This window comes from Lentzea waywayandensis, from assembly GCF_900115955.1.
GTDB classification, from domain to species: domain Bacteria; phylum Actinomycetota; class Actinomycetes; order Mycobacteriales; family Pseudonocardiaceae; genus Lentzea; species Lentzea waywayandensis.
This window is the reverse complement of the sequence record NZ_FOYL01000008.1, coordinates 299,219-312,979: the sequence shown is the minus strand read 5'-3', so window position 1 is coordinate 312,979 and position 13,761 is coordinate 299,219. Positions and strand designations below refer to the sequence as shown.

Here is a 13,761-nt window from a genome sequence, read left to right as displayed (position 1 = left end):
AAGGTCAGGTCAGGACCACCTGGTCGCCGTCGACCTTCACCGCGACGACACGCAGACCGGACGTCGCCGGCCCCTTCTTCACCGAGCCGTCGGAAGCACCGAACTGGCTGCCGTGCGAAGGACACGTGATGGTGCCACCGGCGGGTTCCGCGACCACGGAACCCTGGTGCGGGCAGGAAGCGTCGTACGCCTTGACCTCCGTGGCGGAGATGCGCGCGACGACGATCTTGCGGCCACCGGGACCGTCGACTACGGCGCCGCCGCCTTCAGGCACGTCGGCCAAGGCGACCAGGGCCGTACCAGCGGAGCCGGCGGCTCCCGAGGTGGGTTCCGAACCTCCGGCAGAGGTGGGGGACGAGCCCGTGGAAGTACCCGTTGAACTGCAGGCGGTCACGAGTCCGCTGGGCACCGCGAGGGCAACCGCGATTCCGCAGAGCGCCGCCCGCCTGCTGACCAGGCTTTCGGTGTTCACGACCGATCCTCCGTGGTGGTGGGTGTTCGGGGTCACACCACAGCATTACGCGGAACGGTCAGCGAGAGTTCAGTCAGACGCCCAATGCACAGCAAATGCACAGGTCTCAGCCGAGCACCAAATCATCGCCGGAACGAGCAATGGCGACCTCGGTCAGTCCCGAAGTCGCAGGTCCTTTGCGGACAGCGCCACTAACGGGGTCGAAAGCGCTCCCGTGCAACGGGCAGGTGATGACTCCGCCCGCCGGAGGATTGACCAGGGAACCGACATGGGGACACGCGGGATTGAACGCGCGGAATTCACCCGATCGAGGTTGCACGACCAACAACTGGGCGTTGCCGGGCATGTCCACCAGCAAGCCACTGCCCTCAGGCACCGAGGAGACGGCGACGACCCGGCCTCCTGGCCGGGCGGTCCCGACACCACCCGTCTTACGAGGAGCGGGCTCGCCACAGGCGCTCAAAGCGGCGGCGAGCCCACACAACAACACTGATCGACGATCCACGAGCGCCGATTATCGGCGGTGGTCCTCCGCGGTGGCCTGCCGGGCCAGCGCCAGCACGGCGGTGAACGGCGGGAACCAGTGCCGCGAGTGCGACGGCGGGTTCGCCCAGCGCAGCGATCCGTACCTGGTCATCGTCGGCGGAAGCGCGATCCGGTGCGGCGAGCGCACGAACTGGACCTCAGGCGGCGCCTTGAGGTGCGTCGGCAGCAACGCCACCAGCTCCGCGAGGAAGATCCAGTGCTCGCGGGGGCCGGGGATGACCGTGACCGGTCCGGCGAGCATGCGCGACTTCAGGTCGGCCAGCACTCGCGAGCCGATCCGCGCCGGCATCGCCAGGGCGGTCGTGGCGGGGCCTAGTGGAAGGAACACACCCTGCTCGGTGACGGTCACCTGCCAGCCGAGCAACCGGTAGCCGGCGACGGCCTCCCCGATCGCGCGAGCGTGTCCCCTGTTCTGTGGGATCCCGGCACTACCGGTACCGGTCTCCGCGGTCGTGAGGCTCATCGGCGGTTGTCCTCCCCGTTGGGTGGGTCAGGCACTGGCCACGCCACGGGGATCGACCCGCAGCCTGACGTTGTGCAGGGTGCTTCTCACTTCCCGCCAACACCACTCGTCCGCTGCATGAGCCTCATGCAGCGGACGTATGAAGCTCATCCGCCGCACGGGGGCACCAGGACTGCGACACGCGAATCCATTACGTCTTATGCATGAGATGGATGGACTGACGATCACACGTCCGTACACTGGGAAAACGCTCAGTGACGGGGGCGAGGCCGATGGATGCAGCGAGACCCAAATCCAGACGCGCTTGCCCGTGCGGGGCGTTCATCGCCGCAGACAACTCCGATCGGCTGTGTCACCGGTGCCGCCGCAACGCTCGTTCGGACGTGCACGGACCACCTGAGGTCCCCAACGACTTCTGGGACCACCCCGCGATCGCGGCAGCGTGCGTTGACCGCGACATGGGTGCGCTGATCTCCGCGTACCGGCATCACCCCCAGCACCTGAGCAGGGTCACGCAGGACCGCATGGCGGCGTGGCTCGGTATCAGCCAGGCGCAGCTCTCGCGTTACGAGTCGGGCGAGAACCAGATCGACCGCCTCGACCGGCTGCGCCATTTCGCGGTAGTGCTCGGTGTGCCGGGCGAACGACTGTGGTTCGACCGAGTCGTCATCCCAGCTCAGGTGGGCGCCCCCATCACGGGCCCACCAGACGTGCTCGCCGCCCCGTGGGAGGCGACGAGCATTGCCCGTTCGGTCGAGGAGACGGCGAGGAGCGACTTGGCGATCAGCAGACGAGCGGCGCTCACCGGAGCCGCCGCGGTGACGGTGGGGTCAGCACTGGTCGAACCGCTGCAGCGGTGGTTGCACCCCCTGCAGAACCTGTCGAAGTGGTCGTCGCACTCGGCGATCAGCGAGGAGGAGCTCTTCGCGTTGCAACGCGTGGCCGACGGCCTGCGCGGCTGGGGAGGCCGCGGCGGTTACGGACTGGCCCGCAAGGCGGTCCTGGGGCAGCTCGACGAGCTGGCCGAACGCCTGGGCCGGGCACCTTCCGGCCCGACGACGGAACGCGCGTTCTTCATCGGCGCCGAACTGTCGAAGGTGGCCGCGAGCATGTCGTTCGACGCGGGCCTGCACAACGCGGCCCAGCGCTACTACGTGCTGGCCGTCCGGATGGCCAAGGCCGGCCACAACGACGGCTTCGCGGCCCTGTGCCTGGCCGCGATGGCGCGGCAGATGTTCGACCTGGGCCGCCCGGAGGACGGCTTGGAGCTCGTCCAACTGGGCCAGTACGGCACCCGTCGGACAGGCACGCCGACCCTCAAGGCCCTCCTGCTCACCCGCGAGGCCTGGGCCTACGCCCAGATGGGCAAGACCCGCGAGTTCCACCAGGCCGTGGGCATGGCGCAGGACAGCTTCGCGCAACGCGACGCGGACGGTGAACCGCGCTACCTGCACAGCTTCGACGAGGCCGAGCTGGAGGGCGTCATCGGCGCCCGCTGCCGCGACCTCGCCATGCACGATCCGACCCAGGCCGTGTTCGCCGAACAACACATCCGGCGCGCCCTGGAACTGCGAGACCCGTCGAAAGTGCGCAACCGCGCCTTCGACGTGATCGGACTGGCGCGCACCAAAATGGTCGCGGGAGACCCGGAGGCAGCGTGCGGGTTGATCAACGAGGTCCTGCCGACAGCGGCGAAGCTCTCCTCGGGCAGAGTCCTGCGCAAGCTCGAGGACTTCGCCAAGGAAGCGGCACGGCACCGCCACATCCCCGCCGTGCAGGACACCAGGGACGCGATCAGAGCGATCCGGACCGCTTGATGCGCGTAGGCATCACCGGCCACAGCAACCTGGTCCCCGAGTGCGTCCCCGCCGTCCAGGCCGCCATCACGGAGGCCCTGACGCGGCTGGGCGGTGACCTGGTGGGCGTGACCTGCCTGGCCCCCGGCGCCGACCAGGTGTTCGCCCGCGCCGTCCTGGCGCTCGGTGGCCAGGTGGAGGTCGTCCTCCCGGCCCTGGACTACCGCGACCGCCTGAAGCCGCACCAGGTGGCCGACTACGACGAACTGCGCGCCGCCGCCACGGTGGTCAGCGTCCTCCCGCTCATGTCGAGCGGACGCCTGGCCTACGTGGCGGCCAACGAGCGCATGCTCGCCTCGGTCGAGGTGCTCGTGGCGGTGTGGGACGGCGTGCCGGCCCAGGGGAAGGGCGGCACGGCGGACGTGGTGGAGCAGGCGCGTGCGTCCGGGGTGCCGATCGAGGTCGTGTGGCCCGAGGAGGCCCGCAGAAGGTCGTGACGAACCGAGACGGCTAGGCCGAGTGAGGGAAGTTCGTCGGCAACCGGACCAACTCCCCCCACAGGCCTAGCCGCGCCCACCCGGCTTGATCACGATTTCGGGGCATGGCAGCCGATCCGTTCGCCCGCCTGGCCGACCGCCAGCAGTCCCTGCGAACAGCCTTACGAGCCCTGAAAGCCGCAGGCCCCGGCAGCCCCGACTTCCAGACCCTCCTCACCACCACGAACGCCGAGGTCGACGCCGTGATGGCGGCCCGCAAGGACGTGGAGGCGGCCAGGCTGACGGTCCCGAACCGCGCGATCGCCGCCGGCACCACGGCGGCGGCCCTGGTCGTCGCCGTGGGCTGGTTCGACGCCTGGTCGCTGCTGTCGCTCCTGCTGGCGGTGGCGACGGCCGCGTCGGTCCTGGTGGACCCCACCGGCCGCGGCGTCTGGGAGCCTAGGGCGAGGACCACGGCGATCTGCGCGGCGCTGGCGGCTACTCTCCTGACCCCGGTGGCCAGCGGGTGGGCGGCACTCGTCACGGTGGCGGGCATCGCGTGGTGGGCCTGGAGGACGCTCAGGTGAACATCGACCCGGTCAAGGCCCTGGACGACAAGATCGAGCGCCTCAAGAAAGAGCTGAAGTCCCTCGAGACCCGCATCGACCACGCCCAGACCGAGGCGGCGCACGACCAGCTGAGCCAGACGAACCAGCTCAAGGACAACACCCGCAAGCTCACCAGGACCGACGACCGCGTCACCGAGCTCGCGGAGAGCGTCCACCGGCTCGAACGACTCCTGGTGGCGCTGAACAGAAAAGTCCGGGCAGGTGAGACCCAGAAGGCCGACTTCGACGACTGGCCGGAGGTGGCCGAGCCGCTCATCGCGAAGATCCTGGCAGGCCAGGAAGCCTACGCGCGCAGGACTTTCACGCCGCAGGAAGCCAAGGACACCCGCAAGGCCATCGCCGAGTACGACCGCAAGGCACTGGAGGCGATCGACGCGGCCGAGGCGCTGACGCATCTCCCGCCCAACGCGGAAGCCTTGTGGCGCAAGAACTACAAGCAGTGGCAAGCCGTCACGGCCCAGGAACGCCCCGAAGCACCGGACGACGACACGTACGCCAAGGACACCGTTGCCAAGTCGGCCGGTAACGAGGCCATCGCGCGGACGAGACGACTCATCCGCGCCCGCATCGAGGACGCGGTCGCGCGTGATCTGCTGTTCCCGGCGTGGTTCGAGAACATGCTCGGACCGGCCGCACCGCCCGGCAAGGCGGACGATTGGCTTTACACCGCAACGGATGTCGTGTTGTACCGGCTGCTGCACGGCGTCACGAGCCCGGCGGACGCGCTGGGGCCGGCGCCCTCCGAGGAAGGGCACCGCAAAACCCTGCACGACCGTCTGACCGGCGAGTGCGCGGACTACCGGAAACCGTGAGAAAGCCCGGGCAGGGCGCCTCTGCCCGGGTGATCAACTCACGCCAGCTCCAGGCTGAACCGCTGCTGCTCGGCGTCCACCGCGAGCACCTTCACCTGCACCGAAGCACCGACCTCGGCCTGCCGGCCGTGCAGGAGCCCGTGTGCACCGGCGGGGTGCTCGATGAACGAACCGAAGGGAACGGTCGAGACGACCTTCCCCGAAAAGACATCACCAACGTTGGGAAGCATTGCGCATCACCTCCTCTCCCATGCGCGTATCCCGGACAACGGATAGGCGCGGGGATGGAGGGGCCCTGATCAAGTCAGGGCCGGGCAACCGTTCCGCTCACGGCACGAGGCCGACCCGGCAGTCATGCCGGCAACCCTAACCAGCACAGGCCGTTGTCCGCAATGGAACCTAGACTCCGTCACATGCTGGAGACGTCCGCACGACTGCTGAAGCTCCTGTCCCTGTTGCAGGTGCGGCGTGACTGGACGGGCCCGGAACTCGCGGGGCGGCTCAACGTCGACGTGCGCACGATTCGCCGGGACGTGGACAAGTTGCGCAGCCTCGGTTATCCCGTCACGTCGCTGCCCGGCGCGGCCGGCGGGTACCAGCTCGGCGCAGGCGCGGAACTCCCTCCGCTGCTGCTCGACGACGACGAGGCGGTCGCCGTCGCGGTCGGTCTCAGGACGGCGGCCAACGGCTCGGTCGCGGGCATCGAGGAGACGTCGATCCGCGCTCTCACCAAGCTCGAACAGGTGCTGCCCACGAGGTTGCGCAGGCGGGTGCAGGCGCTCCAGGCGCACACCACTCCCCTGATCGCGGCGGGCCCGACCGTCGACGCGGAGACGCTCACGATCATCGCCGCCGCCTGCCGCGACCGCCAGCAGCTGCGGTTCACCTACGCCCCAACGCAAGGCGAGCCGTCGAAGCGGCTGATCGAACCGCAGGGGCTCGTGCACACCGGGCGCCGCTGGTACCTGGTCGCCTGGGACGTGTCCAAAGAGGACTGGCGAACGTTCCGAGTGGACCGCATCGCCGAGGAACCGACGCTCGCCGCACGCTTCTCGCCCCGCACGCCGCCGGCCGAGTCCCTGGGCGACTTCGTCTCCCGGCAGGTCGCGTCCAACGCCTACACCTACCAGGCGGTGCTCACGATCCACGCGCCACTGCGGACCGTCGCGGAACGCACCACGCCGATGTCCGCGGCGCTGGAGCCGATCGACGAGAACTCCTGTCTGATGCGCACGGGCGCCGACGCGCTCGAACGGATCGTGTTCCACCTGCTGTTCCTCGGCTTCGAGTTCGACGTGCACGAACCGGTGGAGCTCAGGAACTACATCGAAACGCTCATCGGCAGGATGCAGAACGCGGTTAGGGTGCAGGGGTGACAGTGGACTTCGCGACCGCCGCGGACCCGTTCAGACGGGAGCTTCTCGCGCACTGCTACCGGATGCTCGGCTCGCTGCACGACGCCGAGGACCTGGTGCAGGAGACGTACCTGCGCGCGTGGAAGGCGTACGGCCAGTTCGAGGGCCGCTCGTCGGTGCGCACGTGGCTGTACCGCATCGCGACGAACGCCTGCCTCACCGCGCTCGACGGCCGGACGAGACGCCCGCTGCCGTTCGGGCTCGGCACCCAGGGCGCCACCGAGAACGACCCGCTCACCCAGGACCACGAGATCCCGTGGCTGGAGCCGTTCCCGACCGATCCGGCCGCGATCGTCACCGAACGCGCGTCCACCCGGCTGGCGTTCGTCGCGGCCCTGCAGCACCTGCCGCCGAGGCAACGCGCGGTGCTGATCCTGCGCGACGTGCTCAAGCTCAGCGCCGCCGAGACCGCCGACGAGCTGGACATGACCGTGGCGGCGGTCAACAGCGCTCTGCAACGGGCGCACGCGCAACTCAAGGACCTCACCGAGGACGAGGTCGTCGAGCCCGCGGACGCGAAGCCGTTGCTCGACCGGTGGGTGAAAGCCTTCGAGGCCAAGGACATCCCGGCGATCATCGGCATGTTCGCCGAGGACGTCATCTGGGAGATGCCGCCGTTCCCTCAGTTCTACCTAGGCCCGGACATGGTCGCGTGGCACCTCACGAACCAGTGCCCGGCGGTCCCGCACGGCGCCAGGATGATCGCCACCGAGGCCAACGGCCAGCCTGCTTTCGGCCTCTACCTGCGAGCCGACGACGGCGTGTTCCGGCCGTTCAACCTCCAGACGCTGGAAGTGCGGAACGACCGGATCACGCGCGTCTCGTCGTTCTTCGACCTCAGTCTGTTCCCGAGGTTCGGGCTGCCTTCGACCGCATGAACTCGGAACGGTCGAGCGGCCGGTTCGCGATCCGCATGTCGCCGATCCAGCCGTACAACGACTTCTCGACGATCTTGTCGTACGCGTAGGCGCCGACGAGCCACGGGTCACCGGCGGTCGAGATGCCGCGCGCGGGCGTGGACGGGTTGCGCAGCAAGGGAGATCCGTCGACGTACATCGTGGTGTGCACGCCGTCGTTGACCACGGCGACGTGCCACCACGTCTCGTAGTCCATCTCGTGACCCCAGTTGGTGGAGATGCCCGGCAGGTTGCGCGGGAACACCGCCCACTGGAGCGAACCGCCGCCGGCGACGTTCAGCGTGGCGATCGGCTCGCTCGGGTCGTCCCCGGTCCTGCCGGCCGCCGAACCGGGCGCGAGCTTGGTGAACAGGCCGCACCACGGGTGGTCGAAGCCCGCGGGGAGCTTGAGGAACAGCTCGATCGTGTACCCGCGTTCGAACGTCTCGCGGTTCACCGGCGCGGAATCCACAGTGGACAGGTAGCCGGTCTTCCCGAAGTACAGCGAACGGTGTGACGGCGCGAACCGGTGGTGATCGTCCGAGGCCGTCAGCGAGCCGGTCTGCCTGAGGTCGTTCCCGTTGCCCGACAGGTCCTTGAGCCCCTCACCGAGCCGCCAGTACGCGACGGTGCCGCGCACCAGCACGTCCTTGACCGGCTGCGCGGGAGGCAGCACCGGCGGGTCGAAGCGGGCGAACCGCTGCTCGAAGTCGATCGGCACGCTGAACCGGTCGGCCGGACCGGTCAGCTCGGTCTCCTTGCGTTCCAACGGGTTGAGCGACCTCTTGCCGAGCAGCCACGGCGACAGCGTGCGGACGTCGACCACCCGCCGGTCCAGGTCGAAGTGGTAGAGCCGGATCATCGCGCCGCCGCCGTAGTAGCGGTCCTGGTAGTTCGTGATGTGCACGTGCACGTCGTTGCCGGCGGTGTTGCGCAGCGTCGCCCGCGCCGGCGGCCAGAAGTGCCCGTTCAGCGTCAGGAAGATCTGGTCGTTGTCCTTGATCAGCTCGTCCCAGAGCCGGCGCCCGTAGTCGGACATGGCGGCCAAGCCGTCACCGCCGTCGTGGACCAGCTCGTGGGTGGTGAGGATGACGGGAAGCCTGGAGTGCTTCGACAGCACCGAGCGGGCCCACTCGAAACCCTTGGCGGACATGCGCCAGTCCAGCGCGAGGACCAGCCATTCCTTGCCGCCCGCGCGGAACACGTGGAACGAGTTGTAGCCGTCGGCGCTCGCCCCGCGGAACGTCGGCGAGGTGCGGAACCGCTGCGGCCCGAACTTGTCCAGGTACGGCGTGCGGCCGCGCTGGTCGTCCAGCCGCGAGTCCGGCACGTCGTGGTTGCCCGCGAGCACGCTGTACCCGATCCGGCGGCGGTCGAGCACCTCGAACCGCGCGCTGATGTCGTCGATCTCGCTGGCGCGGGCGTTCTCGACGAGGTCGCCCAGGTGGCTGATGAAGACGATGTTCTCGGACTTCCGGTGGTCGATCAGGTACTGGAGCGTGGCCTTCAACGGCGCCGAGTCGCCGCGGTCGAGGTCGAACATGTACTGCGTGTCCGGGATCACGGCGAGCGTGAACCGCCGCGCCTCCGGGTCGGGACGGCCGTACCCGACAACGTTGTCAGCACCGGCGGAACCAGGCGTGACCAGGGCGGCAGCGGCGGCGGTGGCACCGGTGCCGAGCAGGAAGGAACGGCGGGACGCGGTCATGGCGCGGAGCGTAGGTGCGCTGGGCCAACAGCAGGCGAACAACGGTCGATAGCATCGCGAACTATGTCCTGGGGGTTGCTGCTGACAGCAGGTGTGGTCGTCGCGGCCGGGGGCCTGTTGCAGGGCCTGATCGGCTTCGGGCTGGCGCTGGTCGCCGTCCCGTTGCTCGCGCTGCTCGATCCGGCACTGCTTCCGGTGCCGGTGCTGATGATCGCCGCCACGCACGCGTCGATGGCGCTGGCGAGGGAGTTCAGCCACGTCGACTGGCGCGGCGTCGGCTGGGCGATGCTCGGACGCCTGCCCGGCACCGTCGTCGGCATCTGGATCGTCGACGCGCTCGACCCGAAGGGCTTCGGGCTGGTCGTCGGCGGCTCGGTGCTGGCGTGCGTACTGCTGTCGATCACGACCTGGCGACCGGAACCTCGACCGAAGTCCCTGGTCACGGCCGGGTTCGCGAGCGGGTCGTTCGGCACGGCCACGGCGGTCGGCGGCCCGATGGTCGCGCTGCTCTACCAGAACCAGGCCGGGCCGCAGGTCAGGGCGACGCTCGCGGCGTTCTTCGTGCTGGGCTCCGGCGCATCGGTGCTCGGGCTCCTCGCCGCCGGTCAGGTCTCCGCGCACCAGCTGTGGACCGGCCTCGCGCTGGTCCCGTTCCTGGTCGCCGGATTCCTGCTTTCGGGGCCTTTGCGCAAGAGGTTCGACGCCAAGGGCATCCGGACGCCGATGCTGGTCGTGGCAGGCACAAGTGCGGTGGTGCTGATCGTGAGGAGCCTGCTGTCGTGAAGATCCCCGCGTGGGCCGTGCTCGGAATCGGCTCGCTGGCCGCGCTGACGGTGGTCGTTCACGCGCCGGTTCTCGAGCTGAAGGGCTTGGACGGTCTGTGCTCGCAACCCGGTGCGCGCTGCGGCACCCAGCCTGACTGGTACACGGGCCAAGAGCGCTACGAGACGCTGCGCGGGGTGGAGATGAGCGCCCGGCTTCCCGGAGTGGAGGTGGTCTACGACTACAGCCTGCTCTGGGTGGTCGCCGCGGCGGTGCTGGTGTGGGCGATCGTGCGGCGCACCTGGCCGGCGTTCGCCACGGCGGCGTTGTTCGGCCTCACCGTGTGGCTGCGGCCCTCGTACTCCGCCTACCTGCTGATCGTCGCCGCCGCGGTGGCGGTGCTGTACGAGCACCGCCACCGCTGGCTGCGAAGGGGTCAGGCGAACGGCTGAACGTTCGGCTGGAACGTCGAGCCTTCAGCCGGCGGAATGAGATCCACCAGGTACTTCGCGACGGCCGCGTCCGTGTCCGCCGAGCGGCCCAGGATGCAGTGGCCGAACGAGTCCACGCTGATCAGCCGCGCGTTGCCGAGCTGCTTGGCCATGCGCTGCGCGAACAGGTACTGCGTCGCCGGGTCGTAGTAGTTGCCCACCACGACGATCGGGTTCTTCGTCTTGCGGTTCCACGGGCCGATCCAGCGGTCCGGGTTGCGGGTCGGCCACGTCGGGCAGGTCAGCAGGTCGGACGCGGCCTGGTAACGGCCGAACGTGGGCGACTCCTTCTCCCACTTGACCGCGGTCCTCTCCCAGTTGCGGTTCGTGCGGGAGAACGGCTTGTCCGTGCAGTTGACGGCGTAGTACGAGTCGTCCGCCGTGTACGGGGTGTCCGGCAGCGGGTCGACGTCCATGCGGCCACCGGCGTTGTTCAACGGAGCGGCGAGCTCCACAGTGGACTGAACGGTGAGCGCGGCGGCGGTGGCCGTGGACGGGTTCAACGCCACGTGGACGCTCTGCAGCCACGCCGCCAGGGGCGTGATCCTGGCGATCGAGTACAGGTCGCCCGCGACGCGGCCCACGACGTCGGACAGCGTGACCTTCGTGCCGTTCGGCAACGTCGCCGGAGCCTTGCCCAGAGCCGTCTTCATCGCCTCGAACTTGCCGCGGGCGTCACCGGCGAACGCACACTTGGCGACACCGGCGGAGTCGCAGCGCTTCAGCATCGCGTCCAGCGCGATCTCGAAGCCGTCGGCGCGCTGGCGGTCGTACTCGGCGCCGTTGGTCAGCCGGAGCTGCGGGTCGACGTTGCCGTCGATCACCATCGCCCGCGTGCGCTGCGGGAAGATGTTCGCGTAGGTCGAGCCGATCAGCGTGCCGTACGAGAAGCCGACGAAGTTGAGCTGCTGGTCGCCCACCGACTCGCGCATCACGTCGAGGTCGCGCGCGACGGCCTCGGTCGACATGTGGTTGAGCAGCGGACCGGCGTTGATCTTGCAGTAGTCCGTGTAGACCTTGGACTGCCGGATCGAGCTCGCGATCTCGTCCTTCGTGATGGGCAGCGAGAACCAGCCCTCGTTGACCGCGTCGGCCTCCTCCTGGCTGCGGAAGCAGCGCAGCGGCGCGCTGCGGGCCACGCCGCGCGGGTCGAAGCCGATGACGTCGAACCGGTCGAGCACCGACGCGCCGAAGTAGTTCTTCGACACGGCGCCGCGGATCAGGCCGGAGCCGCCGGGGCCACCGGGGTTGAGGAAGATCGAGCCGATCTTGCGCGACGGGTCGTTGGCCGGGCGCTTCATCATCGCGATGCCGGTCTTCTCACCGCGCGGGCGCGAGTGGTCGACGGGCACCTCCTGGACGGCGCACGTGAGCTTCGCGCGCTCCTCGGGCGTCACCGTGGCGGGAAGGGTGGCGAGCACGTCGGCCGCGCACTGCCCCCAGGCAGCGGGCTTGACGGCGGGATCGGCCTGGGCGCTCGCCGCGCCCAGGCCGGAAACGACGGTGCCGAGCACGAGGGCGCTCGCGAGCGCCGCGCGCACAACACGCAGAGAACTGGAAGATGACGTCACGGATGCACCCCATCACCCAGCGTGCACCGTTTGTACCCGCCTATCGTCGGGTTGTGTCCCGACGACAGGCAGGCGGCCTCAGGGTCAGAACGGTTGCGCGTTCGGCTGGAACACCTGGCCGTTCGCGGGCGCGGTGAGGTCGACGAGGTACCTCGTCACCGCCGCGTCGGCGCCGGCCGAGTCACCGAGGATGCAGTGCCCGAACGAGTCGACGCTGATCAGGCGCGCGTTGCCGAGCTGCTTGGCCATGCGCTGCGAGAACAGGTACTGCGTCGCCGGGTCGTAGTAGTTGCCCACCACGACGATCGGGTTCTTGGTGTGGCGGTTCCACGGGCCGATCCAGCGGTCCGGGTTGCGGGTCGGCCACGTCGGGCAGGTCAGCAGGTCGGACGCGGCCTGGTAGCGGCCGAACGTCCTGGACTCCTTCTCCCACTTGTCCGCGGTCGAGGCCCAGTTGCGGGTCGTGCGGGAGAACGGCTTGTCGGTGCAGTTGACGGCGTAGTACGAGTCGTCGCTCGTGTACGGCGTCTCGGGCAGCACCCGCACGTCGGCCTTGCCGCCCAGGTTGTTCAGCATCGGAACGTCCACAACGGACTGAACACCCAAGGCCGACGGGTTCTGGGCGGCGTGGATCGACTGAAGCCACGCGGTCAGGGCCTTGAACGTGGTCGGGCTGTACAGGTTGCTCGCCGTGCGGCCGACCAGGCCGGTCAGCGTCACCTGGGTGCCGTTCGGCAACGTCGTGGGCGCCTTGCGCAGCGATTCGCGGATGTCGTCGAACTTCTTGCGGGCACCACCGGCGAACGTGCACTTCTCGACACCGACCGAGTCGCAACGCTTCAGCATCGCGTCGAGCGCGATCTCGAAGCCACGAGCACGCTCACGGTCGTACTGCGCGCCATTCGTCAAACGCAGCTGCGGGTCGACGTTGCCGTCCAGGACCAGAGCACGCGACCTCTGCGGGAAGATGTTCGCGTAGGTCGCGCCGAGCAACGTGCCGTACGAGAAACCGACGTACGTGAGCTGCCTGTCCCCCACGGCTTCGCGCATCACGTCGAGGTCGCGCGCGACGGCCTCGGTCGACATGTGGTTGAGCAGCGGACCGGCGTTGATCTTGCAGTAGTCCGTGTAGACCTTGGACTGCCGGATCGAGCTCGCGATCTCGTCCTTGGTGATCGGCAACGCGTACCAGCCGACGTTCACCGCGTCGGCCTCCTCCTGGGTGCGGAAGCAGCGCAGCGGCGCGCTGCGGCCGACGCCGCGCGGGTCGAAGCCGATGAGGTCGAACTTCTCCAGGATCTCCGGGGTGAAGAAGCTGGAGCCGTAGGCGCTGTAGATCAGGCCGGCGCCACCGGGACCGCCGGGGTTGATGAACAGCGAGCCGATCTTCTTCGCCGGGTCGCCGGCGGGGCGCTTCATCATGATGACGCCGGTCGAGTCCCCGCGCGGCCGCGAGTGGTCGACGGGCACCGCCTGGACCGCACAGCTGACCTTGGTGCGTTCGGCGACCGGAATTTCGGCGAGCACGTCCGCCGCGCACGGCCCCCACGCGGCAGGTCTCACGGTCGACACGGCTTCGCTCTGGGCTGACGCGCTGCCCAGGCCGGTGATGACGGTACCGAGCGCGAGCGCACTGGCGAGCGCCACGCGCACGGCACGCGTTGATGCAGGAGTCATCGATGCAGCCCATCACTGAGCGCGCACCGCGTGAACCCGCCTATCGT

Annotated in this window: 15 protein-coding genes; 8 read left to right on the top strand and 7 right to left on the bottom strand. The window is 69.1% G+C overall.

Annotated features, from left to right (window positions below; translation table 11 throughout):
* Positions 1–4: 4 nt before the first annotated feature.
* The 3 genes from BM417_RS29425 to BM417_RS29415 all read right to left on the bottom strand — a co-directional run bounded on the left by BM417_RS29425 (position 5) and on the right by BM417_RS29415 (position 1,481).
* Complete coding sequence (locus BM417_RS29425; protein ID WP_093601473.1) at positions 5–472, bottom strand: Rieske (2Fe-2S) protein; 468 nt, start codon at positions 470–472, stop codon at positions 5–7.
* A gap of 106 nt (positions 473–578) precedes the next feature.
* Entirely contained in the window at positions 579–962 is a 384-nt protein-coding gene (locus tag BM417_RS49925; RefSeq protein WP_281251361.1) for a Rieske (2Fe-2S) protein, read from the bottom strand.
* A gap of 24 nt (positions 963–986) precedes the next feature.
* Positions 987–1,481, bottom strand: a complete 495-nt coding sequence (locus BM417_RS29415; RefSeq protein ID WP_093601255.1) for a hypothetical protein — start codon at positions 1,479–1,481, stop codon at positions 987–989.
* 383 nt (positions 1,482–1,864) lie between these two features.
* Here BM417_RS29415 and BM417_RS29410 point away from each other — a divergent pair, with 383 nt between their 5' ends.
* From BM417_RS29410 to BM417_RS48730, 4 genes are all read left to right on the top strand, one after another.
* Positions 1,865–3,298 carry a helix-turn-helix domain-containing protein gene (locus BM417_RS29410; protein WP_245822226.1) on the top strand — a complete coding sequence of 478 codons (1,434 nt, stop codon included), beginning with the start codon at positions 1,865–1,867 and terminating at the stop codon, positions 3,296–3,298.
* Positions 3,298–3,774 (top strand): hypothetical protein, encoded by a 477-nt coding sequence (locus BM417_RS29405; RefSeq protein ID WP_093601251.1) that lies wholly within the window; start codon positions 3,298–3,300, stop codon positions 3,772–3,774. Before BM417_RS29410 ends, BM417_RS29405 begins: the two co-directional genes overlap by 1 nt.
* 104 nt (positions 3,775–3,878) lie before the next feature.
* Positions 3,879–4,340, top strand: a complete 462-nt coding sequence (locus BM417_RS29400) for a hypothetical protein (RefSeq protein WP_093601249.1) — start codon at positions 3,879–3,881, stop codon at positions 4,338–4,340.
* Positions 4,337–5,194 carry a hypothetical protein gene (locus BM417_RS48730; protein WP_218164592.1) on the top strand — a complete coding sequence of 286 codons (858 nt, stop codon included), beginning with the start codon at positions 4,337–4,339 and terminating at the stop codon, positions 5,192–5,194. Before BM417_RS29400 ends, BM417_RS48730 begins: the two co-directional genes overlap by 4 nt.
* A 38-nt stretch (positions 5,195–5,232) precedes the next feature.
* Here BM417_RS48730 and BM417_RS29390 read toward each other — a convergent pair whose 3' ends face one another.
* Entirely contained in the window at positions 5,233–5,424 is a 192-nt protein-coding gene (locus BM417_RS29390; protein WP_030478090.1) for a S1 RNA-binding domain-containing protein, read from the bottom strand.
* Between the two features lie 183 nt (positions 5,425–5,607).
* Between BM417_RS29390 and BM417_RS29385 the strand changes: the two genes are divergently transcribed.
* Together BM417_RS29385 and BM417_RS29380 are read left to right on the top strand one after the other, a co-directional pair.
* Complete coding sequence (locus BM417_RS29385) at positions 5,608–6,570, top strand: helix-turn-helix transcriptional regulator (RefSeq protein ID WP_093601247.1); 963 nt, start codon at positions 5,608–5,610, stop codon at positions 6,568–6,570.
* Positions 6,567–7,487, top strand: coding sequence for a sigma-70 family RNA polymerase sigma factor (locus tag BM417_RS29380; protein WP_093601245.1), 921 nt, complete (start codon positions 6,567–6,569; stop codon positions 7,485–7,487). The genes BM417_RS29385 and BM417_RS29380 overlap by 4 nt, the downstream gene beginning before the upstream one ends.
* On the opposite strand, the gene BM417_RS29375 is transcribed toward BM417_RS29380, so the two are convergent.
* The gene (locus BM417_RS29375) at positions 7,447–9,213 is read right to left on the bottom strand and encodes a LamG-like jellyroll fold domain-containing protein (protein WP_093601243.1); all 1,767 of its coding nucleotides are present in this window, start codon (positions 9,211–9,213) and stop codon (positions 7,447–7,449) included. The genes BM417_RS29380 and BM417_RS29375 overlap by 41 nt on opposite strands.
* Positions 9,214–9,276: 63 nt before the next feature.
* Here BM417_RS29375 and BM417_RS29370 point away from each other — a divergent pair, with 63 nt between their 5' ends.
* Positions 9,277–9,996: a sulfite exporter TauE/SafE family protein gene (locus BM417_RS29370; protein ID WP_093601241.1), complete on the top strand. Its 720-nt coding sequence runs from the start codon at positions 9,277–9,279 to the stop codon at positions 9,994–9,996.
* Positions 9,993–10,427, top strand: coding sequence for a hypothetical protein (locus tag BM417_RS29365; protein WP_093601239.1), 435 nt, complete (start codon positions 9,993–9,995; stop codon positions 10,425–10,427). The genes BM417_RS29370 and BM417_RS29365 overlap by 4 nt, the downstream gene beginning before the upstream one ends.
* Here the strand turns inward: BM417_RS29365 and BM417_RS29360 are convergent.
* Both BM417_RS29360 and BM417_RS29355 read right to left on the bottom strand, forming a co-directional pair.
* Positions 10,412–12,007 (bottom strand): alpha/beta fold hydrolase, encoded by a 1,596-nt coding sequence (locus BM417_RS29360; protein ID WP_093601237.1) that lies wholly within the window; start codon positions 12,005–12,007, stop codon positions 10,412–10,414. The genes BM417_RS29365 and BM417_RS29360 overlap by 16 nt on opposite strands.
* A gap of 114 nt (positions 12,008–12,121) precedes the next feature.
* On the bottom strand, positions 12,122–13,714 hold the full coding sequence (locus tag BM417_RS29355; RefSeq protein ID WP_093601235.1) for an alpha/beta hydrolase: 1,593 nt from the start codon (positions 13,712–13,714) through the stop codon (positions 12,122–12,124).
* Between the last annotated feature and the right edge of the window lie 47 nt (positions 13,715–13,761).